We start from the raw sequence: 24,695 nt of genomic DNA, 5'->3' as shown, positions 1-24,695 counted from the left end.
GGCCCGGGAGCGCGCCGGCGGGTCGACTGACCGGGCTTTGCGCGTACGCCGGGAGGTGCCCGACCAGGGGGCGCCGGGGGGGGGGGGCCCCCCCCCCCCCCCCACGACTGCGGTGTCACCGTCGGCGACGGTTCTCCCGGTCCAGGGAAATCGGAATCACGGTGATTTCCCGCCCGTCGTGGACCTGTGTTTCGGGGGTTCCCTCGACGAACCGGAAGCGCCGGTTCATCTGCCGGACCACGGTGTTGTCGCCGAGCACCTCGCCCTCGAGCCGGTCCAGCTTCAGCTCGTCGAAGGCGTGGTCCACCGCCTCCCGCATCACCTCCAGCCAGGCGGGCAGCGTCTCGCCCCGCTCGGCCAGGCCGTCGGCGTCCAGGTAGAAGCCCCAGGAGCCGGTGCGCGGCTCGTCCGGGCTCAGGTCGAAGAAGGTGACCACGCCGCAGGGCACGCCGTCGCGGACGTACATCAGGACCCGGCGGGTGGGGTCGACCCGGACCCGCGACCACCACGCCGCGTGCTCGGCCGCGGTGATCTCGTGGTGGGTCTTGCTGACCTGCCGGTTGGTCTCCTGATTACGCCAGGACAACATCAGGTTGACGTCGTCCTCCGTCGCGTCGCGCAGCACCTCGACCTCATTCCCGTCGGCTCCTCCGGTCCCGGCGACCCTACCCGGTAAAAGGGGAGGCCAATTGTCGGGCTGTAGACTCCGGCCCATGAACGAATTGAGTCGCGCGCAGATTCGCGACCTCATGGCACAGGTGCTGAAGAACCAGGACAAGGTGCTCCCGGACGACGACGCCGCGGACCTGCGCGAGATCGGCTTCCGGTCGCTGGACTTCTCGGAGCTGGCCCTGCGGGTCGAGGACGAGACGGGGGAGGAGCTCAACTTCGACGCCCCCGGCCTGCGTCGCATCGCCACCATCGCCGACGTCCTCGACTTCCTCGTCGAGCTCCAGCACCAGTGACCGTCGCGACGTCGCGCCCGGCCGGCCTGGACAACCGGATCGTCCTCGGCGGAGTCGCCCGTACCTGGCGGGAGCTGCCCGCGCCGGAGCTGCCGGTGCCCGCGGCGGTCCTCGCGGCCACCTCCGCCGACGCCCTGACCGCGGCCCGGCACCACGCGACGCACGGCGCCGAGCTGCTGCTGAGCACCCTGGGTCGGGTGGACGCGGCGATGCGGGAGGAGCTCGGCGAGGCCGGCTTCGCGGTGACCGTGCTCACCGACGGCGTGCCGGAGACCGTCCCGCCGGTCCGCCCGCGCGCCGCCGAGGCCGGCCGGCTCTGGCTGCTCACCTCCGGCTCCACCGGGCGGCCCAAGCGGGTCGGCCACACCCTGGACTCGCTGACCACGGTGCGCGGCGCCCAGCCGGAGCGGACCTGGCTCTGCCCGTACGCCCCCGGGACGTACGCCTGGTGGCAGGTGGTCACGCTCTCCCTGACCCAGCCCGGGCAGCACCTGGTGGTGGTCGACCCGGACGAGCTGGACGACTGGCCGGCGGTCGCCGCCGCGCACGGGGTGGACGCCGCCTCGGGCACGCCCACCTTCTGGCGCCGTACCCTGCACCGGGACGCCGCAGCGCTGGCCCGGGTGCCGCTGCGCCAGCTCACCCTCGGCGGCGAGCCGGTCGACCAGGCCGTCCTCGACCAGTTGCGGGAGCTCTTCCCGACCGCCCGGATCTCCTGGATCTACGCCTCCTCCGAGGTGGGCGCGTCGATCGTGGTGCACGACGGTCGCGCCGGCTTCCCGGTCGACTGGCTGGACCGGGAGACCCCCGGCCGCCCCACCATCTCCGTGGTGGACGAGGAGCTGGTGATCACCTCGCCGTACCACGGCGCCGGGCTCGACGGCCCGGTGCGGACCGGTGACCGGGTCCAGATCGTGGACGACCGGGTCCTGATCACCGGCCGGCTCGACTCCGACGAGATCAACGTCGGCGGGAGCAAGGTCTCCGCCGGCCTCGTCCGGGGCGTGCTCACCGCGCACCCCCAGGTGGCCTGGGCGCGGGTGACCGGCCGCCGGGCCCCGGTGCTCGGCAAGATGGTCGTCGCCGAGGTGGTCCCGACGCCGGCCGCCGACCCGGCCACCCCGCCGCTCGACGAGGCCGCGCTGGTGCGCTGGTGCGCCGACCGCCTGCCCGAATACGCGGTGCCGCGCCGCATCCGCATGCTGACCGAGATTCCCGTCAAGGAGACCCTGAAGAGCGATGTCTGATTCCACGCTCGTTCCGCCCAGCACCGTCGTCCTCGTCTCCGGCGGGTCCCGGGGCCTGGGCCTGGCCATCGTCACCGACCTGCTCGCCGCCGGTGTCAAGGTGGCCGCCTTCGCCCGCACCGTCACGCCGGAGCTGGAGAAGCTGGCCGCCGAGCACCCCGACCGGGTGCACGTCGGCTCGGTCGACGTCACCGACCTCAAGGCCGCCCAGGCCTTCGTCCGGGAGGTGGAGGAGCGGCTCGGCCCGATCGACGGCATGGTCAACAACGCCGCCGTCGGCCAGGACTCCCTGCACGTGCACACCTCGACCGGCGACATCGCCCGGATCATCGAGACCAACCTGACCGCGCCGTTGCAGCTCACCCGCCTGGTGATCCGGCGGATGCTCGGCAAGGGGCTGCGCGGTCGGATCGTGAACATCACCTCGATCTGCGCGCAGCGCGGCTACCCGGGCCTGGTCGCCTACTCGGCGACCAAGGGCGGCATGGACGCCGCCACCCGGTCGATGGCCCGCGAGCTGGGCGGCCGGATGCTGGTCAACGCGGTGGCCCCGGGCTTCTTCGCCTCGGAGATGTCGGCCGTGCTCGGCAGCACCCAGCTCGACCAGATCGTCCGCCGTACCCCCACCGGCCACCTCACCGAGCCGGAGGAGGTCGTGCCGGTGGTGCGGATGCTGCTGCGCGAGCAGACCAACATCAACGGCCAGGTCCTCGTGGTCGACGGTGCCGCCTCCATCTGAGCCGGACCGTTCGGCACCACGGCCCGGGTCCCTGCGGGGATCCGGGCCGGTGGCACTCTCCGACCCCGACGGCCGGCCGGCCGGGACGCGCCCGGTGCCGGCGCTGCTCGGTGCCGCCGAACGCCACCTGCGGGTGGGCGCCCCGGCCGAGGTGGCCGCCGCGCTGACCCGCAGCCACCTGGACGACGGCCGCTGCGTCGGCTGGTACGGGCCGCCGACGCCCGGATGGCGGGTCGCGGTGGACGCCGAGCGCGCCGACGCCGAGGTCCCGCCGGCCCTGGCCCGGCGCTTCGGGCACGCCGACTTCTGGGCCCGCTGGACCCGGGCGGAGAGCCTGTGCAAGCTGGCCGACGTGCCGGTCGCGGCCTGGTGGCGGCGGCACGGGCTGGCCGTACCCGTGGACAACCGGGCGGTGTGGCGGACCCTGTGCCTGGCCGATCTGGTGGTCACGGTCGCCTTCGCGCCGCTGTCCCACCCGTCCTGACCGCGACGCTGCCCCCCGACCCGTCGGGAAACGGGGCGAGGGGCAGCGGTCACGTACCGGTCAGATGAGGTCCCAGCTCAGCGGCGTGCCCTTGGCCACGTCGGCCGCGAAGGTCCGGCCGACCACCTTGTCGATCTCGGCCGGGGGCAGGCCACCCGCCGGGCGGATCGAGCGGACGTTGGCGGTGGTCACCGGGTCGCCGGCGCGCACGTCCTCCACGACGAAGAGCGAGCGGCGGAAACGCAGCCCCTCCCGCTCGGCCGGGGTCGGGCCGATCACCGTCCCGCCGAGCGCCGCGAAGGCCCGCTCCGACTCGACGACCAGGGCCGTCAGCTCGGCCGGGTTGAGCGAGAAGTCCGAGTCCACCCCGCCGTCGGCGCGGTCCAGCGTCACGTGCTTCTCGATGAAGCAGGCGCCCAGGGCCACCGAGGCGACCGGCACGCCGATGCCGGGGGTGTGGTCCGACAGGCCCACCGGCACACCGAACGTGTCGGCCAGCACGGGGATGCGCCGCAGGTTGCTGTCCGCCGGCGGCGCCGGGTAGGAGGCGGTGCAGGCCAGCAGGATGATGCCGCCGGCGCCGCCCTCCCGCGCGGTGCGCACCGCGGCGTCGATCTCGGCGACCGTGGCCATGCCGGTGGAGATGACCAGCGGCTTGCCGGTGCTCGCGACCAGCTTGATCAGTGGAAGGTCGACCAGCTCCGAGGAGGCGATCTTGTACGCCGGCGCGTCCAGCCCCTCCAGCAGCTCCACGGCGGTGGGGTCGAACGGGGAGGAGAAGACGGTCAGCCCACGCTGCCGGGCCCGCTCGAAGATCGGCGCGTGCCACTCGTACGGGGTGTGCGCCTTCTCATAGAGCCGGTAGAGGTTCTCGCCGCCCCACAGCTCGTGTCCGCCTGAGATGCGGAAGGCGGGGGTGTCGACGTCGATGGTGATCGTGTCCGGCCGGTAGGTCTGGAGCTTGAGCGCGTGCGCGCCGCTGGCCGCGACCGCGTCCACGATCGCCAGCGCCCGGTCCAGGTCGCCGTTGTGGTTCCCGGACATCTCCGCGACCACGAAGGGGCGCTCCCCGGGGCCGACCGCGTGCGGTCCGATCTTCACTGTCGCCGTCATTTCCGACCTCTGTTCACCTGCGTCCGCGCCGGAGCGCGGCCCTTACGTCGTCGTCCGAGGACGACCTGGAAAACCACCGCGCCGGGAGCCGGTCCGGTTCCCGGCGCTTCACCCGCCACGCGCACCCTCACGGGGTGTCGCGACCGGCCCCCGCCTCGGACTGCGCGGGCGCGTCCGCCACCGGTCCGCCCTGCGCCGGCACAACCGACGGTCCGGCCGCCGGAGCGCCGGGGCGGCGCAGTCGGCCGGCGAGCCGGTGCGCCTGGCGCAGCGCGGCGTAGGCGACGTAGTCGTCCCGACCGACCAGCTGGTGCTTGAGTCCGGCCACCCCACCCGGACGAGGATAGCCGCCCGGCGGCAGGTGCTTGCGGTACTGCTCGGCCAGCCGGTGGAAGAAGGCCCGGCGCAGGTGCGGGTGCAGCCGGTCGTCGTTGCCCACCACCACCAGCATGTGGCTGATCATCAGCTGGAACAGCTCGGCCTCGAGCTGCGGGTGCGGGTGGCGGCGGCGGACCCAGTCGAGCAGCCGGTCGTACTGGTCGAAGGCGTCGAAGTGCCGCCCGCTGCGGGTGGAGGTGATCGCGCCCTGCCGGCCCTGGCGGTAGAGGTAGCAGACCCGGTCGAGCACGGAGATCTTCTCCGCGCCGATCAGCAGCGGGTGGCTGAACGGGATGTCCTCGTACCAGCCGGGGTGGAAGCGCAGCTCCAGCTCGGCCATGAACTCCCGGCGGACCACCTTGTTCCAGGCGGTGTGCTGCACCCGCAGCAGGTCCGGCCGGTCGGCCAGCCGGACCACGTCCGGCACCCCGCGCAGCAGGGGGCTGCTGGCGTCGGTCTCCTGCCGGCCGTCCTCGTAGACCCGCAGGTGGTCGAGCATCAGCACGTCGGGCCAGTGGGCGCGGAGCCGGTCCAGCACCGCCGGGATCGTCCCGGCCGGCAGCCAGTCGTCGCTGTCCACGAACCAGACGTACTCGCCGGTGGCCACCTCCAGGCCGGCGTTGCGGGCCAGGCCCAGGCCGACGTTGCTGGTCAGGTGGACCGTCCGCACCCCGTCGTGCGCGGCGGCGTACGCCCGCAGCAGCTCCCCGCACCGGTCCGGCGAGGCGTCGTCGACGGCGACGATCTCGACCGCGTCCTCCTCGCCCGCCGGCACGTCCTCGCGGATCGAGTCGAGGCACTGGTGCAGGTACGCCTCAACTCCGTGTACCGGGACGATGACGCTGAGTAAGGGGGGCCGCGCGGACGGATTGACCACGCCGTCACCCTGGACCTCTGGGGTGGACGAGTCCCGAACCTGACGTATCCGGCGCAAAAGTATCTCCTTAACAGCGGCCGGCCGAAGGGTTATCGAATGGTAGTCCGTGCCGTGCCGGTAGGGTGCCGGCCGGGTGGCACCGACCGGTGTCCTACCGGGGCCGCGCCGCGGTGACGGCCCCGGCCGGAGGGAGGGGACGTGCGGATGGGCGTGGCGGCGGTCGGGTGCCCGGCATGACGAGCGCGACGGCTGTGCCGGCGCCCCGGGCCAGCCGGCTGCCCTCCCTGACCGGGCTGCGCTGGGTGGCCGCGATGCTGGTCTTCGGCTACCACGCCGCCACCATGCGGATCGTCGGCCAGCCCGACGCCAAGGCGGTCGTCGACTGGCTGTTCACCCTCGGCCTCTCCGGGGTGCAGTTCTTCTTCATCCTCAGTGGATTCGTCCTGGTCTGGTCGGCCCGCGACGGTGAGCGACGGCGCGACTTCTGGCGGCGGCGACTGGCGAAGATCTACCCGAACCATGTGCTGACCTGGGCCGCGGCGCTGCTGGTGATGTGGTGGTTCGCCGATCCGGTGGTGCCCCGCGCGGCGTTGCAGAACCTCTTCCTCGTGCAGGCCTGGGACCCCACGCCGGGCTACTTCTACAGCATCAACACGGTGAGCTGGTCGCTCTCCTGTGAGCTGTTCTTCTACCTCTGTCTACCGTTGGTGCTGCCGGCGGTCCGGCGGGCCCCCGCCGTCGCGCTCTGGGCGGTGGTGGTCGCGGTGCCGCTGCTCATCGTGGCCCTCTGGCCCGGCCAGTCGCTGGTGCCGGCCGAGAGTGCCTGGTGGTTCACCCAGATCTTCCCGGTGGTGCGTTCGCTGGAGTTCTGGATGGGGGTCGCCGCCGCCGAGCTGATGCGGCGCGGCCGGTGGCGGGGGCCCGGGCTGCCGCTGGCCAGCCTGATCTTCGTGGCGACCTGGGTGGTCGCCGCGCAGTGGATCCGCGCCGAACTCTGGGCGGCGATCCTGTCGGCGGCGTACATCCTGCTCATCACCGCCGCGGCCGACGCGGACGTGCGCGGCCGCCCGTCGCCGTGGCGGCACCGCACCATGGTCTGGCTCGGTGAGGTCTCCTTCGCCTTCTACCTGGTGCACGTCCTGGTGATGGTCACCGCGCTCCGGCTGACCGGCCACCTCGGCTCCGGCCTGCCCGGCTGGTGGGGCCCGCTGGTCGTGCTCGGCTTCCTGGCGGTGAACCTGGTGCTGGCCGGACTGCTGCACCGGTTCGTCGAGACGCCGATGATGCGCCGGCTGTCACCCCGCCGCCGGCCGGCCACCGGGCCGTCCGCGCCCCGGGCGGCGACCGTGCCGGCGCCGCGGGCGGCCGCCGACGACCTGACCACCGGGCGTCCGGTGGAGTACGCGGGCCGGCGCGACCCGCGCTGAGCGGTGTCCACCCTGGTCGGCCCGGTCGGCGCGGCGACACGCCCGGCCGCTGCGGGTGGGCGGCATCGGCGGTAGCGTGGCCCCGTGCTCCCGGTCGCGCTCACCAGTCCCCTGTGGTGGGTGACGCGCTGGATTTCCCGGCTGCTGACCGGCCTCGCCGTGGCGATGGCGCTCTCCCTGAGCGGCCCGGCCCTGCCCGACGACGTCGCGCCGGCCGCGGCCCTGCCCTTGGGCGTGTCGCTCCCGGCGACCGCGGGTCCGCCCGCCGCCCCGGCCACGGCGTCCACCGCCCTGTCGTTCACCACCTCCGTCGCCCGGTCGGTTCCGACGATCGCCGCCCCGGCCGACGACTCGCCCCTCGCCGGCGCCGGGGGTCTCACCGACCGGCACGCCGGCCCGACCGACGCCGTCGGGGTGGCCGACCGCGCCGCCGCCACGGCCGGGGCGACGACCGCGCCGCTCCCGGCCCTCGCCGGGCTCTCCCCGGCCGCCTCGGGGCCACGCGCGCCGCCCGCGGCCTGACCGCCCACGCGGGGGCCGAGCCGCGCACACCTCTCCCCGAACCTCACCTCCCGCACCCGCCCGATCAGGTCCGGGCGCCGCCGCTGACGGCCGCGCCCGGCTTCGCGGGCCACGTGCGGACTCCTCTGCCGCATCCCGGTCCCGTGAGGAGCCGACCATGAACACCGTCCTCTACCAGTTCCTGATCGAGGTCCCGACGGCCGCCGCCATCTGGTCCGCCCTGCTCGTGCTCGCCCTGACCGGGCTCACCGTCGTGGTCGCCCGCCCCGAGCGGGACCGCCCGGCCGACGAGGGGGCGCCCGTCGAGCCGCTCCCGGGTGACGCCGCGCCGGAGATGGCCGACCTGCGCCGGTACGCCGAGGAGGTCGCGGTCGCGGCGGCCGGCGCCGCGCAGACGGCCCGGCGTCGCCGGGACGCCTGGCTGACCGCCCAGGAGGAGGTCGACCGTGCCTGGTCGGCGTACGACGAGGCGGAGGGGGTCGCCCGACGCTTCACCGGCACCGCCGCGCTGCCCACCCCGCGTACTCCGCGCACCCCCGCCGAGTACGCCGGCCGGGAGCGCTGGGTGCACCGGGCCGCGGTGGCCGCGCACTGGCGGGGCGAGCTGTCGCTGACGCAGCTGCGGGACGTCTTCGCGCACCGGGACGGCTGGGACCCGCGTCGGCACCCGGTCGAGCAGGAGGTGCTCCTGGCCCGGGCGGTACGCGACGGCCGCCGGGAGGCGTACCGGTCGGCGACCGAGCGGGAGCGGTCGGCCTGGCGGGACGCCGAGCTGGCCGCCGAGGCGGCCCGGGCGCTGGCCGTCGAGGCGTACGCGGCGGCGGAGCGGCTGCGGCCGGTCCGGGTGCCGGCCCGGCGCGCGTCGGTGGTGGCGCGGACGGTGCCCGCGGCGCGGTGGCGCCCGGCTCGGGTGGGCTGATAGGAGAAAAGGGGCCGAATTGTTACCGCGAATACCGTGAGCCCGGTCACGGCCGCGCCGAACCGGTCATCCGGTACAGCCGGCGACATCGACGGCAACGATCTTCGGTGATTGTCGCCGGCCTGTCCGGTTGTCGCCCGGCGGCGTCGTGAGCGAACGCCGTCCCATTGAGTGACGTCAGTGCCGAACTGCACCGGAAATTTCTCGCCCCGATCATGTTTACGCAGGTGGGAGTGCTTGGCTGGCCGCGAACCGGCCAGTAATGTCGCCTCGGTCCGGTGCGGTTTCCGATCGCAAGAGGCGACGCCGCGCGGACCCGCTCAATCGTGGAGACCACGAACCGGGGACCCAAGCAGTCCTGGGGTGAATCCGCGGGCCACGGCCCGTGGTAGGGCGTTCTTCCCGCCCGAATCCGTCAGCTAACCCGGTCGGCGGCGTCGGAAGGAGTTCCATCCTCGTGCAGCTCGATCCCACCCCGCAGGTGTTCCCCCGCCTCGGTGCCGGGGTGCCGTCGCCGGTCCGCTGCGCAGTAGCGCGCTGATTCCGGCATCCGCCCCGCTGCCCGGCACCGACCGGGCGATCCCCCCGCTGAGCGGTCCCGCACCGGCCCTGATCCCGCGCGTGACACACCGCCACGTGCCGGTCCGGCGCGCCCGCTCCCGCCCTCGTACCGTGGAGGAACACCCGTGAAGCACCACATGAAGCGGCAGCTGCGGCGTCTGGCCACCGAGCGCTCGTACCAGGTCGTCGCCGGTTCGGCCGCAGCCCTCGTGCTGGCGTCCGGCACCGCCGCCCTGCTCGCCGGCACCGACGAGGCCCCGGTCCGGCAGCAGACCTCGGCCGCCGTGGCCGAGGCGGCCCCGCGGCTGGGCGACGTCGCCACCCGCAGCCAGGCCCGCGTCGCCGCCCCCACCCCCTCGGCCAGCCCCTCGGCGAGCCCCTCGCCGTCGGCCAGCGCCACCAAGGCCAAGGCGGCCGACCCGGACCTGACCCGCAAGGCGGCGCCGAAGCCCCCGTCGACGAAGGTCCTCAGCTACAACTACGAGGCTCAGACCACCTACTTCAACTGCGGTCCGGCGGCGGTGCGCAACGCGCTCAGCGCGGCCGGCGTCGAGCGGACCCAGGACGAGCTGGCCGGCCCGCTCGGCACCACCGAGATGGGCACCAACTCGGCCGAGGACACCACCCGGGGGCTGAACCAAATGGTCAAGGGCAACCCGTACCGGACCCGGATGTTCGAGGGCACCCCGAGCTCGGCGCAGATCGACCGGCTCCAGACCGACGTGGTCAAGGCGATCACCGACAAGCGTGGCGTGGTGGCCAACGTGGCCGGCAGCGCCACCGACTCCAATGGCGGCTGGCACTCCTTCCCCGGCGGCCACTACATCGCCGTGGTCGGCTACAAGAACGACGGCCGGACCGTCCGGATCGCCGACTCGGCCGACCCGAGCCTGCCGTCGTACTGGATGAGCACCATCGACCTGGCGAACTGGATCGCCACCCGCGGCTACTCCGCCTGATCCCACCCTGCGCGTACCGGGCGCCGGCTCCCCTGGGGGCCGGCGCCCGTCGCCGTTCCCGGGGCTCGCGGGGCATGGCCGGACGGTGGCACACTGCGGCCCATGACCGACGGATCGGATTGCCGGCGGATCCTCCTGCTGCTGCATGGGATGGGCGCCACCGGCGACGTCTGGCTGCCCTGGGCGCCGCTGCTGGAGCACCGCTGGCCGGGGCGCTGGTTCGCCCCGGACCTGGCCGGCCACGGCTGGTCGTCACCGCTACCCGGGTACACCTTCGCCGGTCTCGCCGACCGGGTCGCCGCCGGGCTGGAACCGGTCACCGGCGCCGCCCCGGGTGGGGTGGGATCGGAGGGACGCCGGTCGGGGGAGCGGCTGGTGGTCCTGGGGCACTCGCTCGGCGGGGTGGTCGCGCTGGCGCTCGCCGCCCGCGACGCGGGCCTGCCCGTCGACGCGGTCGTCGGGCTCGGCATCAAGGCGGTCTGGTCGCCGGCCGAGTTGGCGAAGGCGGCCGAGCTGGCCGGGCGGCCGGCGACCTGGTTCGCCAGCCGGGACGAGGCCGCCCGCCGCTACCTGAGGGTGTCCGGTCTCGGCGGGCTCTTCGCCCCGGACCACCCGGTGGTCGACGCCGGCCTGCGCGCCGAGGACGGGCGGTGGCGGCTGGCCATGGATCCGGCCGCGTTCGCGGTCGGCGCCCCGGACCTGCCCGCCCTGCTGGCCAGCGCGGACGTCCCGGTGCTGCTGGCCCGGGGCGAGCATGACCCGATGGTCAGCGACGCGCAGCTGGCGGCGTTCGGCGTACCGGTCGTGACGTTGCCCGGCCTCGGCCACAACGCGCATGTGGAGGACCCGGCGGCGGTGCTGGCGCTGCTCGACCCGTACCTGTGAGCCGCGGCGGGCGGCCCCGCCAACCCTCATGATCAGTGAGGCTGGGCGGCCCCGGCGCCGTCGCGGTCGACGCGCTCCGAGGCGCGCCCCAGCGGATCGGTCTCCAGCAGCCGGGTCAGCACGTCGTCCACGTTGGACATGTCACGCCGCAGCAGGGAAACCGCGCCACCCCCACGGGGCGACGCGGTTCCCGGACGCCGTGTCGGCTTCGCACGGTAACTGTCAGGCTACTTTCGCTTCGCGAAGGCCCCGTACGCCTTGATCACCTCGTCGGTCGGCCCGTCCATCCGGATGACGCCCGATTCCAGCCAGATCGTCCGTTCGCAGGTGTCCCGGATCGAGGAGAGCTGGTGGCTCACCAGGAACACCGTGCCGGCGCCCTCCCGCAGCTCGCGGACTCGCTGCTCGCTGCGCTTGCGGAAGCCCTCGTCGCCGGTGGCCAGCGCCTCGTCGATCAGCAGCACGTCGTGCTTCTTGGCCGCCGCGATGGCGAAGCGCAGCCGGGCGGCCATGCCGGAGGAGTACGTCCGCATCGGCAGGCTCGCGAAGTCGCCCCGCTCGTTGATCCCGGAGAACTCGATGATCTCCGGGCCCCGGCGGGCCACCTCCTCCGGCGACATGCCCATGGCCAGGCAGCCGATGGTCACGTTGCGCTCGCCGGAGAGGTCGTTGAGCAGGGCCGCGTTCACGCCCAGCAGGGAGGGCTGGCCCTGGGTGTAGACCGCGCCCCGGTTGACCGGCAGCAGGCCGGCGATCGCCCGCAGGATGGTCGACTTGCCGGAGCCGTTGCTGCCGATCAGTCCGACCGCCTCGCCCCGGTACGCGGTGAAGGAGACCCCCTTGACCGCGTGCACCTCCTGGATGTTCGGCGCGGAGGTGCGCTTGACCAGCCGCCGGAACGCCGCCACCGGGGTGGTGCCGCCGGCGGCGCCCTTGTGCACCCGGTAGATCACGTGGGCGTCGTCCACCACCACGGTGGGGATCCGCTCCTCGACCAGGGGCAGCGTCAGGGTCGCGTCGTTGGACGCCTCGAAGTGCTCAACCACGGCCGTACTCCTGTTCGCCGCGCCAGAAGTAGAAGTAACCGCCCAGACCGGCCACGACCGCCCAGCCCACCGCCACCAGCCAGAGCTGGGTCAGTGACTCGTTGAGCATCGGAGCCTGCTCCAGCAGCGCGTACCGGGCCAGCTCGATGTAGACCAGCATCGGGTTGTACTGCGCCAGGGTGGCCGCCCAGTCCGGGAGCTTGTTGAAGAGCGTCACGCTGTAGACCACGCCGGAGGCGTACATCCAGGTGCGCATCACGAACGGGATGACCTGCCGCAGGTCGGTGGCCCGGGACCCCAGCCGGGCGACGGTCAGCACCGCCCCGGCGTTGAACACCGCCTGGAGCAGCAGGGCCGGGATCAGCGCCAGCCACTCGACGGTGATCGGCTCACCGGTGACCAGCACGATGCCGATCAGCACCAGCATCGAGGCCAGCAGCTCCTGGAACTGGGTCAGCACGATCGCCAGCGGCAGGCTGGCCCGGGGGAAGTGCAGCGCCCGGATCAGGCCCAGGTTGCCGCTGATCGCCGAGGTGCCGGCCTGCACGGCGCTCTGGGTGAAGTTGAAGATGAACAGGCCGGTGGTCAGGTACGCGATGAAGTTCGGGATGGTCTGCTGCTGGAGCACCACCCCGAAGATCACCCAGTAGACCGCGGCGTTGGTCAGCGGGGTGAGCACCTGCCAGAGCTGGCCCAGCCGGGCGTTGCTGAACGAGGCGACCAGCTTGGCGTTGGCGTACTCGGCGATGAAGTGCCGGTAGGCCCACAGTTGGCGGCTGTACTCGGCCAGGGACGGGCGCTCGCCGGCGACCCGCAGTCCGTGCCGAGCGGCCAGCTGCGCCTGGGTCAGGCCCGTTTCGGGGTCGACCAGCGCGGTGGTGGCCATGGGTAGGGCGCTCCGATCTTTCGTGTTCAACGGGATCGCGCGACGATGGAATCTACAGGATGAGCTGTGGGGAGGCCGCCTCGTCGCTGCGTGGACGGTAGTCCATAACACGTCGGGACGCAACCGTACCGTCGTTGCGCTACATTGGCCCACGTGACAGGTGCGAAGAGTCCCCGATGACCAGCGAAAAGAGGCGTACGCCGGCCGGCGCCGCGGTGCTCCGGGGCGACATCACCAGGGCGATCCGGCGGGCGCTGATGCAGGAGCTCGCCGCGGTCGGCTACGGCCGGCTCTCCATCGAGGCGGTGGCCCGCCGGGCCGGCGTCAGCAAGACGGCGATCTACCGGCGGTGGAACTCGAAGCTCGACCTCGTGCTGGAGACGGTGGTGGCCGCCGCCGGCAACAAGCTGCCCGCGCTGGACACCGGCAGCCTCCGGAGCGACCTGGCGCTGCTGTTCCAGGTGGTGGCGGTCGCGCTGGGCCACCCGCTGGCCTCGCAGATCATCCCGGACCTGCTCGCCGAGGCGGCCCGCAACCCGACCATCGACCAGACGTTGCAGCAGCTCCTCCGGACCAAGCAGCAGGAGATCTGCGGGCGGCTGATCAGCCGGGCGGTGGAGCGCGGTGAGCTGCCCGCCGGCACCGACCCGGACGCCGCCGTCGACCTCATCGTCGGCCCGCTCTACTGGCGGCTCGCCATCACCCGGGCCCCGCTCACCCCGAGCTACCTCGACCTCCTGGTCGAGTCGGTGGCCGCCGGGCTGACCGCCGACCTCGCGGCGTCCCGGCCGCAGGAGGTGCCGGCGCCGCGGTGACAGGTATCGCCACACGTCACATCGCCTAGGCGACACCGCCACGCCATCCGATGGACCCGGTGCGGGGGTGGTTGCGGCCGACGACCTACCTGCTCGGCCCGGCCGAGGCGAACCCGATGGAACGGTTCCAGCAGGAGATCGGCCGGCTCTGCCGCTGGCCCGACCGACATCCGGGGCCCGGGGCGACACCGTTCGTCCCGGGCCCCGTCGCATCCGCGCTCAGTCCAGCAGTTCCGCCACCGCGTGGGCTGCCGGCACGTCCACCGGCAGCGGCTGCGCGCCGGTGACCGCCGTCAGCGGCAGCGGCCCGTACAGGTGCGGGAAGAACGCGCCGTCGCGGGACTCCTCCCAGCGCAGGTCGTCGCCGAGCGTCTCCGGGTCGACGGTGAGCAGGGTCAGCCCGATGGCGCCCCCGTAGTGCCGCCGGGCGGTCTCCACGATCTGGTCACCCGCTGAGAGGTGGATGAACCCGTCCTGGCGGTCCAGGGCCGAGCCGGGGACGTACCCGGTGGCCTCGGCCTGCTCCCACTCGCTGGTCGGCAGCAGTTTGTAGATCATCCCGGCAGCCTACGGGCCGCCGTCTGGTCCCTCACCGTTTCCCCCGGTACCGCGGGGCCGGTGCTTCTGCCACCATTCGCACGTCATCCCTACGACGAAGGGGGATCACCGGTGCGCATCCTGCTGGTCGAGGACGACCGACGGGTGGCCGCCGCCCTCACCTCGGCGCTGTCCCGGCGCGGGTACGAGGTCGAACACGCCGCCACCGTCGCCGCCGCGCTCTCCGCCGCCCCCTGCGACCTGGTCCTGCTCGACCTGACCCTGCCCGACGGGGACGGCACCGAGGTCTGCCGCGAGCTGCGCCGGCGCAGCAGCCAGCTCGGCATCATCGCGGTGACCGCGCGGGGCGAGGAACGGGACCGGGTGCTCGGCCTGCGGCTCGGCGCCGACGACTATGTGGTGAAGCCCTTCTCGATGGTGGAGCTCCAGGCCCGGATCGAGGCGGTGCTGCGCCGCGCCGCGCACACCGTGCCCGAGCGGGACCTGATCGAGGTCGGGGCGGTACGCATCGACGTCGCCGGCCGGACGGTCAGCGTCGCCGGCCGGACCGTGGCGTTGACCCGCAAGGAGTTCGACATCCTGCTGTCGCTGGCCCGTCAGCCCGGGGTGGCGGTGCCCCGGGACCGGATCCTGCTCGACGTCTGGGGGACCACCTGGGCCGACCGGCACACCGTCGAGGTGCACGTCGGGTCGCTGCGCGGCAAGCTCGGCGACCCCCGGCTGGTGGAGACCGTACGCGGGGTCGGCTACCGGCTCCGCGGCGAGTGAGGGGCGGCTGGTGCGTCGTCGACTCGTCATCAGCTACCTGCTGCTGATGGTGCTGGTGCTCCTGGCGTTGGAGACCCCGCTGGCGTTCACCCTCGCCTCCCGGGAGACCGACCGGGTTCGCGCCGACCGGCTGGCCGACGCGACCCGGTTCGCCTCACTGGCCGGGCCGGCGCTGCGCGAGGGGGTGCCCGGGCCGCTCGGCGGCGAGCTGAGCAGCTACGACGAGCTGTACGGCATCGGCGCGGCGGTGGTCGACCGGGACCGCCACACGGTGGTGGGGTCGCCCGGTTGGCGGCCGGCCGGAAACACCGGGTCGGCGCTGGATACCGCACTGGCCGGTCAGCAGTTCAGCGAGCCGGAGTCGGTCTGGCCCTGGGTTGACGGCCCGCTGGTGGTCGCGGTCCCGATCAACGACGGCGGCGAGGTGCTCGGCGCGGTGGTCACGACCACCCCGGTGGGCGCGCTGCGGCGTACGGTCACCGCCTGGTGGCTGCTGCTGGCCGGGATCGGGCTGCTCGTCGTGCTGGCCTGCGTCTCCACCGCGTTCGGGCTGGCCGGTTGGGTGCTGCGCCCGGTCACCGAGCTGGACGCGGTGACCCACGAGATCGCCGAGGGGGACCGGGGCGCCCGGGTGCAGCACCGGCTGGGGCCGCCCGAGCTGCGCCGGCTGGCGGTCAGCTTCAACAATATGGCCGACGTGGTCTCCGACGTGATGGACCGGCAGCGCGCCTTCGTGGCGCACGCCAGCCACCAGCTGCGTAACCCGCTGACCGCGCTGCGCCTGCGGGTGGAGGAGTTGGGGCCGAGCCTGACCGACCCGGAGGGCCGCGCCGAGCACCGGCTGGCGCTGGAGGAGACGGACCGGCTGGCGCTGGTGCTCGACGCGCTGCTCACCCTGGCCCGGGCCGAGCGCGAGGAGAACCAGCAGGTCACCGTCGACGCCGCGGCCGTGGCCGCCTCCCGGGTGGCGGCGTGGCGGCCGCTGGCCCGGCACCGGTCGGTCACGCTGCGGCTGACCGCCGGCGGCCCGGTGTACGCCCGGACCGTGCCGACCGCCGTGGACCAGGCCCTGGACGCGCTGATCGACAACGCGGTCAAGTTCAGCGGGGACGCCGGTGAAGTGACGGTGAGCGTCCGGCCCGCCGACGGCGGCACCGTGCTGGAGGTGCGCGACACCGGTCCCGGGATGACCCCGGGTCAGCTGGACCAGGCCACCGAGCGGTTCTGGCGGGCGCCGGACGTGCAGAACATCGACGGCGCCGGGCTCGGGCTGACCATCGTCGCGGTGCTGGTCGACGCCTCGGACGGGCGGCTCACCATGCGGCCGGGGGAGCCGCACGGCCTGGTCGCGGAGCTGTGGTTCCCGGCGCCGGAGAGCGGGGCGACCGGCCCGGCGGACGACGCTTCCGGTCCGGCGGAGGGCGACGCCCCGGTGCCTGGCGACGGTGTCCCGCCCGGGTCCGACGACGTCGCCCCGGCGGGCGTCCCGCCCGGCGGGAGCTGAACGGTCAGGGCTTGACCGACCGGTACCAGGCGGCGGCGCCTGGGTGCAGCGGCAGCGGCGTGGTGGCGATCGCCGAGCGGGGACTCATCCGGCCCGCCGCCGGATGCGCGGCGGCCAGCTCCGCGCGGCGTTCCATCAGCAGCCGGGTCATCTCCCGGACCAGCGGTTCCGGCAGGTCAGCGCGGACGATCAGGTAGTTCGGGTTCGCCACCGTGGTCACCGGATCCACGCCGTACACGGAGCGGGGAATGTCCCGCGCCACGTACACCTGGCGGTAGCTGCGGCGCAGCGGCTCGGTCCACTCGCCGAGGTCGATGATCCGGGTCGCCGAGGCGGCGACCAGCTCCGTCACCGCCCGCACCGGCAGGCCGCCGGAGAAGAAGAAGGCGTCGATCCGCCCTGCCCGCAGCGCGGCCACCGAGGCGTCCAGGCCGAGGTGCTCCTGGCGTACCTGGTCGCCGCCGAGCCGGGCGACGTCCAGCAACCGGGTCGCGGTGATTTCGGTGCCGGAGCCCGCGGCGCCCACCGAGACTCGCCGGCCGCGCAGGTCGGCGACCGTCCGAACCGGACCGCCCGCGGTGGTGACCAGGTGCAGCAGGTCGTCGTAGACCCGGGCCACCGCGAGCACCTTGGGCCCGGCCGGCCCGGCGTCCAGCACGTCGGCCTGGCTGAAGCCGAGTTCGGCCGCGCCGGAGCCGACCAGCCGGATGTTCTCGGCGGAGGCGGCGGTGACCACCACGCTGGCCCGTACCTCGGGCAGCTCGCGGTTGAGGATGGCGGCCAGGGACTGGCCGAAGGCGTAGTAGACCGCAGTCGGGCTGCCGGTGGCGATCCGGATCGGCATCGGCTCGGCCCGGGAATCCCGGCAGGCCCCGAGCCCGGCCGTCGCCACGGCCAGCACCATCAGCAACGCCGTACCGGCGGCGGCACGCCGCCGGGGGGCGGACCAGCAACGGCTCACGCGCTGCACTCTGCGCCGCGCACCGCCCTCGGCGCAAGCCGGATCGGCCCGGCGTCCCGGCGGGCGGCACCGGTCGGGCCCCTCGCGCGGTCAGCCGCGGGCGCTCGCCCGGGGCGGGGCAAGGGCGGTCTGTTCGATGATCCGCAACCGGTCCGGGCCATCGGCCACGCTCACCACGAAGCAGCCGGCGCCCGGACGCAGCAGCGCCGGGACGTCCAACAGGGCCGCGGAGCGGACCAGGACCGCGGCCAGCTCCCGGTCGGTCAGCCGGACCCCCAGGATGTGCCGGCGGACGTGCCGCCCGCCGGCCAGCAGCGCCGACCGCCAGGCCGCCGCCGCCAGCCGGGACCGCCAGACCGCCCGCGCCGGGGACGCGCCGGCCGCCGGCCCGCCGAGCAGCTCGCGGCGGCCCTGCCGCCAGCCCAACTCGCGCAACGTCGCGTACGCCGCCCGGTGCTCCCGCGGCACGTGCAGCCGGTGCAGCTCGTAGCGGCGGCGCAGGCCGCCGCCGGTCACCTCGTGCTCCACCGGCACGTCGAGCCGGGTGAGCAGCTGCCGCATCCGCAGCGCCGCGTCCTCCCGGTTGAACTCCGCCACCCCCCGGTACGGCTCGACCGGGCCGCGCCCGGTGACCGCCGGTGGCGGGGTACAGCGCACCAGGCAGGCCACCTCGAACGCGTCGGTCAGGCTCAGCCGGTCCAGCGGCGGCGGCGGGGAGGTGGGTACGCGGGGCCGGTCGAGCAGCGTGGATTCGGTGACCATCGGACCGCTCCTCCTCGGCGTCGGGTCCCTTTACCGTGACCCGCCGCCCGGTCCGGTTCCAGCCATCCGGCCGAGCCTTGAGGAAATCTTGCGCCTCGCCTAGAGCCAACGCCGTTCGAGGAGGCTCGTGAGCAGTTGGAGCTGGCCGGGCCGGATGACCGGGCGCTGCTGCTGCTGGGCCAACTCGGTCTCGCCATCACCAGGCAGATCGTCACCGACCACGACGGCGCCATCAGCGTGACCAGTGAGTTGGGTGCCGGTACGACCGTCAGCATCGCCCTGCCCGCGCCAGCAGTCCCCTGCTGCTCGAAAACGGACTCAGCTGCACCAACTACGGCCGGCGCACCGATACCACGGGGTCGACTTCGCGCCCGAGGGCCTGGAGACCGCCCGGAGGTTGCTTCGCTCAGCCGGCATCCCCGCGGACCTCTATCTGGGCGACGTCCGTACGGCCGAGCTGCCGCTGGTCGACCTCGTGGTCTCGTTCGGCCTAGTGGAGCACTTCGAAGAGCCGGCCGAGATCATGGCGCACCACCGGCGCTTCCTCCGGCCCGGCGGCGTCGCAGCGGTAACGGTGCCGAACTACGCGCACCCGGCGCTGGTCGCGCTCCTGCGACGGTTCAGCCCGGAAACGCTCGCCACGCACAACCTGCGGGTGATGTCGGAGGACTCGCTGCGTACGGCGTTCGCGACCGCGGGCCTGGTCGACATCCGCACCGGGGTGAGCGGCGGACCGACGATGCCGAACTCCCGCGTCCGGCGCGACCTGTCCGGCAGTTCGTACCGGCTCGCCGCCCGTACCTGGAACGCCTGTAGCGGCCTGCTGCCCGACGGCTGGCCGTGGTCGGCGAACATCTGGGCCGCCGGCGTGCAGCCCGGATGACCCTGCGCGTCGCGCGGACGCCGCCGCGACTTCCGCCACCACCGCGTCTCCAGCCGGCAGCCATGTCTTGGAGGACAGCCCCCTCTACCGGGCTCCGTTGCTCCCTCACATATCGACACGCCTTGACAGCCGACCACACCGCCTAACTGAACGGCGTTGCGGCTAGAGCTCGGTCACCACCACGTCGAGCTGCCGGGGCCGACCGGCCGGCACCGACTGCTCCTCGACCGTGTACTTCAGGTCGCGCAGCGCGGTGACCAGACCGGCGGCGCTGCGTGGCCGGGCCCCGGCGACCAGCAGGTCCCGGACCAGTCGCCCCTTGGTGGCCTTGTTGAAGTGGCTGACCACCGTCCGGGTCACCCGACCGTCGGTCTCCCGCTCGTGCAGCACCCGGACGGTCACCGTCCGCGCGGCCGCCGCGCCGCGCGGCGTCCAGGTGGCCGCGTACGCGCCGGAGCGCAGGTCCAGCACCGGCCCGTCACCGGCCGCCGCCTCCATCGCCGGGGCGAGGGTCCGCCGCCAGTACGCCGACAGCGCGCCGATCCCGGGCAGCTTCCCGCCGATCGGGCAGCGGTACGGCGGGATCCGGTCGGTGAGCCGTACCACGCCCCACAGCCCGGAACTGATCAGCACCTGCCGGCGGGCCGCCCGTTGCGCGGGCGCCGGAAGCGACGCCAGATCGAGCGCCTCGTAGAGCACCCCGGTGTAGACCTGGCCGGCCGGCGCGGTGGCGGCCCGGTCCAGCCGGGCATTGCGGGCCAGCTCGCCGCGCTGGCCGGCGCTGAGCCCGAGGGCGGCCAGCGCGGCCTCCTCGTCGCCGGCGCTGAGCGCCATCAGCGCGGCCAGCACCTCCTGGCGGGCCGGGGTCAGCTCGGGCAGCGACAGTCGGGTCAGGTCCAGCCGGCGGCCGGTGCCGGCGTCGGCCTTGCCCTCGGAGGGCGGGAGCAGGATGAGCACGCCTGGAAGCGTACGGCCGGGGTCAGCGCCACGGTCGGACGGCGGCCGGCGGGTGGTACACGCGATACCCGGCGACCTCGACCACGGCGGCGGCGTCCGCGCGGTCGCCGAGCAGCCGGCGCAGCCGGCGCTCCGCGGGGGAGCCGGCCGGCAGCACGTAACCGGGGCGCGCGGCCTCGCCGACCTGCCGCCAGTACGGCCGGTAGCGGTTCTGCCCGGGGGACAGGTCGCCGTCGAGCACCGCGCAGACCACCTCCTCCGCGGTGTTGAAGGTCAGCCGGTTGCAGGTCCAGTAGTCGCCGTACACCTCGCGCAGGCCGGTGCGGCGGACCGCGTCGGCCAGCTCGCGGGCCCGCCGCTCCTCGGAGCGCGGTGCGTCGAGGGCGGTCAGGAAGAGGCCGGTGGCTACCACGGCGGTGGCGGTGAGCGCGGCCAGCACCGCGGTGGCGGTCGCCCCGGCCAGCCGGCCCGCCGCGCCGACCGTGCCCCGCCAGCAGGCGACCGCGGCCAGCCAGAGCGGCCAGAGCACCGCGGGCAGGGAGATCTGCAGCACCGACAGGTAGCGGGCGTTGGTCAGCGGATCGGTGCCGGCGAGCGAACTGCGGACGTACGACAGCAGGGTCAGGGCCGCGCCGGCGACCAGGGTGAGGTGGGCGACCGGCCGGACCCGGACGGCGGTCGGCGCGCCCGCGGCCCGGCGGTACCCGACCAGGGCGAGCCCGGCGGCGGCCACCAGCAGGAACGGGTAGAGCGCGCCGAACCACTCCTGCCACCGGGCGCAGCCGGTCACCGGGCAGAGCCCGGTGGCCAGCGGCACGCCCTCCAGCAGCCCGCCGCTCAACCGCTGCGACCAGGGCGGCACCGGCCCGGTCCCGGAGCTGATCTCCCGGAACACCGACAGCGAGTCCTGCCCGGGCGACGCGACCAGGTTGTCCCGCACCATCGGTGCCAGTCCGACGGCGAACCCGACCAGCAGCAGCGCACCCGACCAGCCGAGCAGCTCCCGGCGGAGCACGTAGAGCAGCAGCAGCCCGGCCACCGCCAGGTAGGGCGCGATCAGCCAGTCCGACCAGAGCGCCAGCCCGGCGAGCAGGCCGGCCAGCCCCACCGCGGCCCACCGGTGGGTGACCCGCCGCTCGGCGAGCCCCACCGCGATCAGCAGCACCGCCAGCACCGCCGGTTTCGCCTCGGGCCGCCCGCCGACCATGGTGAGCTGGTCCCGCACCACCCGTTCGGTGCCGAGCACCAGCAGCCCCACGGTGAAGGTGGCGAACCAGGGGGAGTACAGCCGGCGGGTCAGCCGGTACGACAGCCAGAGGAAGACCGCGTAGAGCGCGACCAGCGGCAGCCGTAGCACCGGCCAGCCCGGCCCGGCCAGCGCCACCAGCGGGGCCGCCAGGTACGCCTCGGCCATCCCCATGTAGTGCTGGCCGTAGAGGAAGACCGGGCGCTCGCGGCCGGCGGCGATGTGCAGCGCGGCCAGGCCGAAGGTGGCCTCGTCGCTGTTGCCGTTGGGGACGGTCAGCAGGGTCAGGACCAGCCGGTAGCCCACCCCCGCCACCCCGAGCAGCAGCGCGACGAACGCCGGCCGGTCGAGCCGCCGACGCCACGCGCCGTGCTGCGGTACAGGTGTCGACACGACCAACGCCCCCGTCGTCGTCCCGACCGGAGTGTTTCACGCCCCGGGCCCGGGGCGGGGGCGATCCGGTCAGCCGGCACCGCCTCGCCTGGCCGGTTCCGCAATGCTGTGGCAGGGTTGCACCGTGCCACCCACTCCCGCTGGCCAACTGGCCGTACCCACGCTGCACCGGGCCGCGCGGATCGAGGATGCCGTGCACCAGCTGGTCGAGCGTCGGCTGCGGCGCACCGGGTGGCAGATGAACATCGTGGCGTACGCCGGTTACGGCGCCCCGGGTTGGGCGCGGGTGATGTGCCGGGTGCTGCTCGGCCGGCCGGACACCCGGCAGCGGGTCCGGCTGGACAAGGTCCGCGGCTGGCGCAGCTTCACCACGCTGCCCGCCAAGCACGTCACGGTGACCGTCGAGGCGGGTGGCGTCATCCACGAGGCCCGGGCCGACCGGAGTGGTTTCGTCGACACCGTGGTCGAGGCCGACCTCACCCCCGGCTGGGCCTCGGTACGCCTCAGCGTGGCCGACGCCGAACCGGTGGAGGCGCTGGTGCGCGTCCTCGACCCGGAGGTCCGGTTCGGCATCCTGTCCGACATCGACGACACGGTCATGGTGACCGCGCTGCCCCGGCCCCTGTTGGCCGCCTGGAACACCTTCGTCCTCGACGAGCACGCCCGGGCGGCGGTGCCCGGAATGGCGGTGCTCTACGAGCGCCTGGTCACCGCGCACCCCGGTGCGCCGGTCTTCTACCTCTCCACCGGCGCGTGGAACGTCGCGCCGACGCTCACCCGGTTCCTCTCCCGGCACCTCTACCCGGCGGGGCCGCTGCTGCTCACCGACTGGGGGCCGACCGCGGACCGCTGGTTCCGCAGCGGCCGGGAGCACAAGCGGGCCACCCTGGCCCGGCTGGCCCGCGAGTTCCCCGAGGTCCGCTGGCTGCTGATCGGTGACGACGGGCAGCACGACCAGGAGATCTACCGGGAGTTCGCGGCCGCCCACCCGGACAACGTCGCCGGGGTGGCGATCCGCCGGCTCTCGCCGACCCAGTCGGTGCTCGCCGGTAGCCTCCCCGTCCCGCCCGACCGCCCGTCCGCGGGACCGGTGGGGCAGAAGTGGCTCTCCGCGCCGGACGGCGCCGGCCTCTGGAAGCTGCTGCGGGACGCGGGCCTGGTCTGACATAGGCGTTCGGTCGACCGCACGGTGGAGGGGCCGGTCGCGGCTCGCGCCACGACCGGCCCCTCCACCGGTACGGATCAGAAGATCCGGTTGTACGCCGTCCAGCCGGTGCCGATCAGGCGCCCGTATCCGTACGGCTTGCCGTTGGTGTTGGTGTTGATGTTGTTGCCGTAGTACCAGAGGGTTCCGTCGGACTTGGTGGCCACCAGGTCGGCGTAGCCGTCACCGCTCACGTCGCCCGGCAGGATCCGGTTGAACGCGTTCCAGCCCGTGCCGATCTGGATTGCGGTGGTGAAGGGCCAGCTCGGGTTGTTGACGTAGTTGTTCGGGTAGTACCAGAGCGTCCCGTCCGACTTGGTGGCGATCATGTCGGCGTACCCGTCGCCGTTGATGTCGCCGGCCATGATCCGGTTGAACACGGTCCAGCTGGTGCCGATCGTGAGACCGCTACCGTAGAACGGGGCGGTCGAGTTGGTCGCCCACCGGTTGTGGTGCCAGATCAGGTTGCCGTCGGACCGCATGCTGATGATGTCGCCGTACCCGTCGCCGTTGATGTCGCCGACCATGGTCCTCGGCAGCTGGTCCCAGCCCTCGCCGACAACCCGGCCGTACCCGTAGGGCTTGCCCGGGTTGAGGTTGCCGTTGTTGCCGTAGTACCAGAGCGTGCCGTCCGGCTTGGTGCCGACGATGTCCGGGTAGGTGTCACCGCTGATGTCACCGGTCATCACCCGGTCGAAGCCGTTCCAGCCGCTGCCGATCAGGTTGCCGTAGCCGTACGGCTGGGAGATGTTGGCGGTGTTCTGGTAGTACCAGAGCGAGCCGTCCGTCTTGGTGGCGACGATGTTGGCGTAGCGCGCCTTCGGCGCAGGCGCGATGCTCCACGCCTCGTTCCAGGTCTGGACGAAGGCCAGCTCACCCTTGAACCAGCCGCCGTAGGTGGTGGCGGCGGTCTTGTGACTGCCGATCCGCAGCCCGCCGGTGGCGTTGAAGACGGTGCTGTGGCTGACCCGGCCGACGTTCGCCCCGTTGACGTAGATCGTCATCAGGTTCAACGACTTCTGGAAGTTGACCGTGACCTGCGTCCACACTCCCACCCGGGCGCTGTTGGCCCCGGCGCTCGCCGTGTCGTACGTCGGCGCGGCGACGTCGGTGCGCGGCATCGCGAACCGCCAGGACTTGTCGCTCGCGTCGGTGTAAAGCTTGAATCCGGCGGTGTTGGCGCCGTTCTGGGACACCACCGTGCCGCCGAGGGCGGTGGGCTTGATCCAGGCGGAGACGGTGAAGTCCGTGCTGGTGTTCACCGCCGACGTCGGGGTGGTCAGGGTGCCGCTGGTGCCGTTGAAGACGGCGTCCGGGTCGAACATGTCCCCGGTGCTCCAGGTGACACCGGTGTTGCCGGTGGCGTGCAGGGTGCCGGCGGTGTCGAGGACGGTGCCGACCGCACCGGTCTCCGCGTCGTTGAGTTGCCAGGCGTGGTCGGCGGTGATGAGGGTCTGGTCCGGCTGCTCGGTGATGGCGCCGGTCCCGCTCGCACCGCCGGTGCCGGCGACCAGGCCCGTCACGTGCCACGCGGTGGTGACTCCGCCGGTGCCGATGGCCCAGAGGTCGGGGGTGCCGTCGGTGTTGATGTCGGCGGCGCGCAGGGTGCGGCTTGCGCCGGTGTTCCAGTTCGTCG

Annotated in this window: 25 protein-coding genes and 1 riboswitch; of the genes, 14 read left to right on the top strand and 11 right to left on the bottom strand. The window is 73.7% G+C overall.

Features of this window, described 5'->3' with window-relative positions; translation table 11 throughout:
• Positions 1 to 115: 115 nt before the first annotated feature.
• Positions 116 to 625 (bottom strand): GNAT family N-acetyltransferase, encoded by a 510-nt coding sequence (locus ACLQ2U_RS31100; protein WP_425754460.1) that lies wholly within the window; start codon positions 623 to 625, stop codon positions 116 to 118.
• Between the two features lie 88 nt (positions 626 to 713).
• Here ACLQ2U_RS31100 and ACLQ2U_RS31095 point away from each other — a divergent pair, with 88 nt between their 5' ends.
• The 4 genes from ACLQ2U_RS31095 to ACLQ2U_RS31080 are packed head-to-tail and all read left to right on the top strand — an operon-like array spanning position 714 to position 3,435.
• Positions 714 to 965, top strand: coding sequence for an acyl carrier protein (locus tag ACLQ2U_RS31095; RefSeq protein WP_425754459.1), 252 nt, complete (start codon positions 714 to 716; stop codon positions 963 to 965).
• Positions 962 to 2,212, top strand: a complete 1,251-nt coding sequence (locus ACLQ2U_RS31090) for an AMP-binding protein (protein ID WP_425754458.1) — start codon at positions 962 to 964, stop codon at positions 2,210 to 2,212. Before ACLQ2U_RS31095 ends, ACLQ2U_RS31090 begins: the two co-directional genes overlap by 4 nt.
• Positions 2,205 to 2,951 (top strand): SDR family NAD(P)-dependent oxidoreductase, encoded by a 747-nt coding sequence (locus tag ACLQ2U_RS31085; protein ID WP_425754457.1) that lies wholly within the window; start codon positions 2,205 to 2,207, stop codon positions 2,949 to 2,951. Before ACLQ2U_RS31090 ends, ACLQ2U_RS31085 begins: the two co-directional genes overlap by 8 nt.
• Before the next feature lie 49 nt (positions 2,952 to 3,000).
• On the top strand, positions 3,001 to 3,435 hold the full coding sequence (locus ACLQ2U_RS31080) for a hypothetical protein (RefSeq protein ID WP_425754456.1): 435 nt from the start codon (positions 3,001 to 3,003) through the stop codon (positions 3,433 to 3,435).
• Positions 3,436 to 3,495: 60 nt separating this feature from the next.
• On the opposite strand, the gene pseI is transcribed toward ACLQ2U_RS31080, so the two are convergent.
• Together pseI and ACLQ2U_RS31070 are read right to left on the bottom strand one after the other, a co-directional pair.
• On the bottom strand, positions 3,496 to 4,548 hold the full coding sequence (pseI, locus tag ACLQ2U_RS31075; RefSeq protein WP_425754455.1) for a pseudaminic acid synthase: 1,053 nt from the start codon (positions 4,546 to 4,548) through the stop codon (positions 3,496 to 3,498).
• 127 nt (positions 4,549 to 4,675) lie between these two features.
• A complete protein-coding gene (locus tag ACLQ2U_RS31070) occupies positions 4,676 to 5,803 on the bottom strand; it encodes a glycosyltransferase family 2 protein (protein ID WP_425754454.1) in 1,128 nt (375 codons plus the stop codon).
• Positions 5,804 to 6,036: 233 nt separating this feature from the next.
• On the opposite strand from ACLQ2U_RS31070, the gene ACLQ2U_RS31065 reads away from it, so the two are divergent.
• The 5 genes from ACLQ2U_RS31065 to ACLQ2U_RS31045 all read left to right on the top strand — a co-directional run bounded on the left by ACLQ2U_RS31065 (position 6,037) and on the right by ACLQ2U_RS31045 (position 11,076).
• Positions 6,037 to 7,230, top strand: a complete 1,194-nt coding sequence (locus tag ACLQ2U_RS31065) for an acyltransferase family protein (RefSeq protein WP_425754453.1) — start codon at positions 6,037 to 6,039, stop codon at positions 7,228 to 7,230.
• Between the two features lie 84 nt (positions 7,231 to 7,314).
• A complete protein-coding gene (locus ACLQ2U_RS31060; protein ID WP_425754452.1) occupies positions 7,315 to 7,752 on the top strand; it encodes a hypothetical protein in 438 nt (145 codons plus the stop codon).
• 157 nt (positions 7,753 to 7,909) lie between these two features.
• On the top strand, positions 7,910 to 8,671 hold the full coding sequence (locus tag ACLQ2U_RS31055) for a hypothetical protein (RefSeq protein ID WP_425754451.1): 762 nt from the start codon (positions 7,910 to 7,912) through the stop codon (positions 8,669 to 8,671).
• A 307-nt stretch (positions 8,672 to 8,978) separates the two neighbouring features.
• Positions 8,979 to 9,120, top strand: a riboswitch (cyclic di-AMP (ydaO/yuaA leader).
• 237 nt (positions 9,121 to 9,357) lie between these two features.
• Positions 9,358 to 10,191, top strand: a complete 834-nt coding sequence (locus ACLQ2U_RS31050; RefSeq protein ID WP_425754450.1) for a C39 family peptidase — start codon at positions 9,358 to 9,360, stop codon at positions 10,189 to 10,191.
• 102 nt (positions 10,192 to 10,293) lie between these two features.
• Positions 10,294 to 11,076, top strand: a complete 783-nt coding sequence (locus ACLQ2U_RS31045) for an alpha/beta fold hydrolase (RefSeq protein WP_425754449.1) — start codon at positions 10,294 to 10,296, stop codon at positions 11,074 to 11,076.
• A 227-nt stretch (positions 11,077 to 11,303) separates the two neighbouring features.
• Here ACLQ2U_RS31045 and ACLQ2U_RS31040 read toward each other — a convergent pair whose 3' ends face one another.
• Positions 11,304 to 12,122: an ABC transporter ATP-binding protein gene (locus ACLQ2U_RS31040; protein ID WP_425754448.1), complete on the bottom strand. Its 819-nt coding sequence runs from the start codon at positions 12,120 to 12,122 to the stop codon at positions 11,304 to 11,306.
• Positions 12,115 to 13,008 carry an ABC transporter permease gene (locus tag ACLQ2U_RS31035; protein WP_425754447.1) on the bottom strand — a complete coding sequence of 298 codons (894 nt, stop codon included), beginning with the start codon at positions 13,006 to 13,008 and terminating at the stop codon, positions 12,115 to 12,117. The genes ACLQ2U_RS31040 and ACLQ2U_RS31035 overlap by 8 nt, the downstream gene beginning before the upstream one ends.
• 176 nt (positions 13,009 to 13,184) lie before the next feature.
• Here ACLQ2U_RS31035 and ACLQ2U_RS31030 point away from each other — a divergent pair, with 176 nt between their 5' ends.
• A complete protein-coding gene (locus tag ACLQ2U_RS31030; protein ID WP_425754446.1) occupies positions 13,185 to 13,823 on the top strand; it encodes a TetR/AcrR family transcriptional regulator in 639 nt (212 codons plus the stop codon).
• A gap of 219 nt (positions 13,824 to 14,042) precedes the next feature.
• Here the strand turns inward: ACLQ2U_RS31030 and ACLQ2U_RS31025 are convergent, their stop codons facing one another.
• Entirely contained in the window at positions 14,043 to 14,381 is a 339-nt protein-coding gene (locus ACLQ2U_RS31025; protein ID WP_425754445.1) for a DUF952 domain-containing protein, read from the bottom strand.
• Between the two features lie 111 nt (positions 14,382 to 14,492).
• On the opposite strand from ACLQ2U_RS31025, the gene ACLQ2U_RS31020 reads away from it, so the two are divergent.
• Together ACLQ2U_RS31020 and ACLQ2U_RS31015 are read left to right on the top strand one after the other, a co-directional pair.
• Positions 14,493 to 15,149, top strand: a complete 657-nt coding sequence (locus ACLQ2U_RS31020) for a response regulator transcription factor (protein ID WP_425754444.1) — start codon at positions 14,493 to 14,495, stop codon at positions 15,147 to 15,149.
• 10 nt (positions 15,150 to 15,159) lie between these two features.
• Positions 15,160 to 16,653, top strand: a complete 1,494-nt coding sequence (locus ACLQ2U_RS31015) for a sensor histidine kinase (protein ID WP_425754443.1) — start codon at positions 15,160 to 15,162, stop codon at positions 16,651 to 16,653.
• A gap of 4 nt (positions 16,654 to 16,657) precedes the next feature.
• Here ACLQ2U_RS31015 and ACLQ2U_RS31010 read toward each other — a convergent pair whose 3' ends face one another.
• On the bottom strand, positions 16,658 to 17,557 hold the full coding sequence (locus ACLQ2U_RS31010; RefSeq protein ID WP_425754461.1) for a TAXI family TRAP transporter solute-binding subunit: 900 nt from the start codon (positions 17,555 to 17,557) through the stop codon (positions 16,658 to 16,660).
• A 147-nt stretch (positions 17,558 to 17,704) separates the two neighbouring features.
• On the bottom strand, positions 17,705 to 18,376 hold the full coding sequence (locus ACLQ2U_RS31005; RefSeq protein WP_425754442.1) for a hypothetical protein: 672 nt from the start codon (positions 18,374 to 18,376) through the stop codon (positions 17,705 to 17,707).
• 244 nt (positions 18,377 to 18,620) lie between these two features.
• On the opposite strand from ACLQ2U_RS31005, the gene ACLQ2U_RS31000 reads away from it, so the two are divergent.
• Positions 18,621 to 19,259, top strand: a complete 639-nt coding sequence (locus tag ACLQ2U_RS31000) for a class I SAM-dependent methyltransferase (protein ID WP_425754441.1) — start codon at positions 18,621 to 18,623, stop codon at positions 19,257 to 19,259.
• Positions 19,260 to 19,421: 162 nt separating this feature from the next.
• Here the strand turns inward: ACLQ2U_RS31000 and yaaA are convergent, their stop codons facing one another.
• Together yaaA and ACLQ2U_RS30990 are read right to left on the bottom strand one after the other, a co-directional pair.
• On the bottom strand, positions 19,422 to 20,216 hold the full coding sequence (gene yaaA, locus ACLQ2U_RS30995; RefSeq protein ID WP_425754440.1) for a peroxide stress protein YaaA: 795 nt from the start codon (positions 20,214 to 20,216) through the stop codon (positions 19,422 to 19,424).
• Positions 20,217 to 20,238: 22 nt separating this feature from the next.
• Complete coding sequence (locus ACLQ2U_RS30990; protein ID WP_425754439.1) at positions 20,239 to 21,855, bottom strand: hypothetical protein; 1,617 nt, start codon at positions 21,853 to 21,855, stop codon at positions 20,239 to 20,241.
• A gap of 103 nt (positions 21,856 to 21,958) precedes the next feature.
• Here ACLQ2U_RS30990 and ACLQ2U_RS30985 point away from each other — a divergent pair, with 103 nt between their 5' ends.
• Positions 21,959 to 23,020 carry an App1 family protein gene (locus ACLQ2U_RS30985; protein WP_425754438.1) on the top strand — a complete coding sequence of 354 codons (1,062 nt, stop codon included), beginning with the start codon at positions 21,959 to 21,961 and terminating at the stop codon, positions 23,018 to 23,020.
• Between the two features lie 77 nt (positions 23,021 to 23,097).
• Here ACLQ2U_RS30985 and ACLQ2U_RS30980 read toward each other — a convergent pair.
• The coding region (locus ACLQ2U_RS30980; protein WP_425754437.1) for an FG-GAP-like repeat-containing protein at positions 23,098 to 24,695 on the bottom strand (1,598 nt) is incomplete at its 5' end.

It is taken from the genome of Micromonospora sp. DT47 (assembly GCF_049844475.1).
Lineage (GTDB): Bacteria > Actinomycetota > Actinomycetes > Mycobacteriales > Micromonosporaceae > Micromonospora.
The sequence above is the reverse complement of the archived record's forward strand: the minus strand, read 5'-3'. Positions and strand labels throughout refer to the sequence as shown.

What these genes read in the sequence shown, in the direction of transcription:
- ACLQ2U_RS31095 (WP_425754459.1), top strand. Translation starts at nt 714, where the DNA reads ATGAACGAATTGAGTCGCGCGCAGATTCGCGACCTCATGGCACAGGTG.
- ACLQ2U_RS31085 (WP_425754457.1), top strand. Translation starts at nt 2,205, where the DNA reads ATGTCTGATTCCACGCTCGTTCCGCCCAGCACCGTCGTCCTCGTCTCC.
- pseI (WP_425754455.1), bottom strand. Translation starts at nt 4,548, where the DNA reads ATGACGGCGACAGTGAAGATCGGACCGCACGCGGTCGGCCCCGGGGAG.
- ACLQ2U_RS31065 (WP_425754453.1), top strand. Translation starts at nt 6,037, where the DNA reads ATGACGAGCGCGACGGCTGTGCCGGCGCCCCGGGCCAGCCGGCTGCCC.
- ACLQ2U_RS31055 (WP_425754451.1), top strand. Translation starts at nt 7,910, where the DNA reads ATGAACACCGTCCTCTACCAGTTCCTGATCGAGGTCCCGACGGCCGCC.
- ACLQ2U_RS31045 (WP_425754449.1), top strand. Translation starts at nt 10,294, where the DNA reads ATGACCGACGGATCGGATTGCCGGCGGATCCTCCTGCTGCTGCATGGG.
- ACLQ2U_RS31035 (WP_425754447.1), bottom strand. Translation starts at nt 13,008, where the DNA reads ATGGCCACCACCGCGCTGGTCGACCCCGAAACGGGCCTGACCCAGGCG.
- ACLQ2U_RS31030 (WP_425754446.1), top strand. Translation starts at nt 13,185, where the DNA reads ATGACCAGCGAAAAGAGGCGTACGCCGGCCGGCGCCGCGGTGCTCCGG.
- ACLQ2U_RS31025 (WP_425754445.1), bottom strand. Translation starts at nt 14,381, where the DNA reads ATGATCTACAAACTGCTGCCGACCAGCGAGTGGGAGCAGGCCGAGGCC.
- ACLQ2U_RS31010 (WP_425754461.1), bottom strand. Translation starts at nt 17,557, where the DNA reads ATGGTGCTGGCCGTGGCGACGGCCGGGCTCGGGGCCTGCCGGGATTCC.
- ACLQ2U_RS31005 (WP_425754442.1), bottom strand. Translation starts at nt 18,376, where the DNA reads ATGGTCACCGAATCCACGCTGCTCGACCGGCCCCGCGTACCCACCTCC.
- ACLQ2U_RS30985 (WP_425754438.1), top strand. Translation starts at nt 21,959, where the DNA reads ATGCTGTGGCAGGGTTGCACCGTGCCACCCACTCCCGCTGGCCAACTG.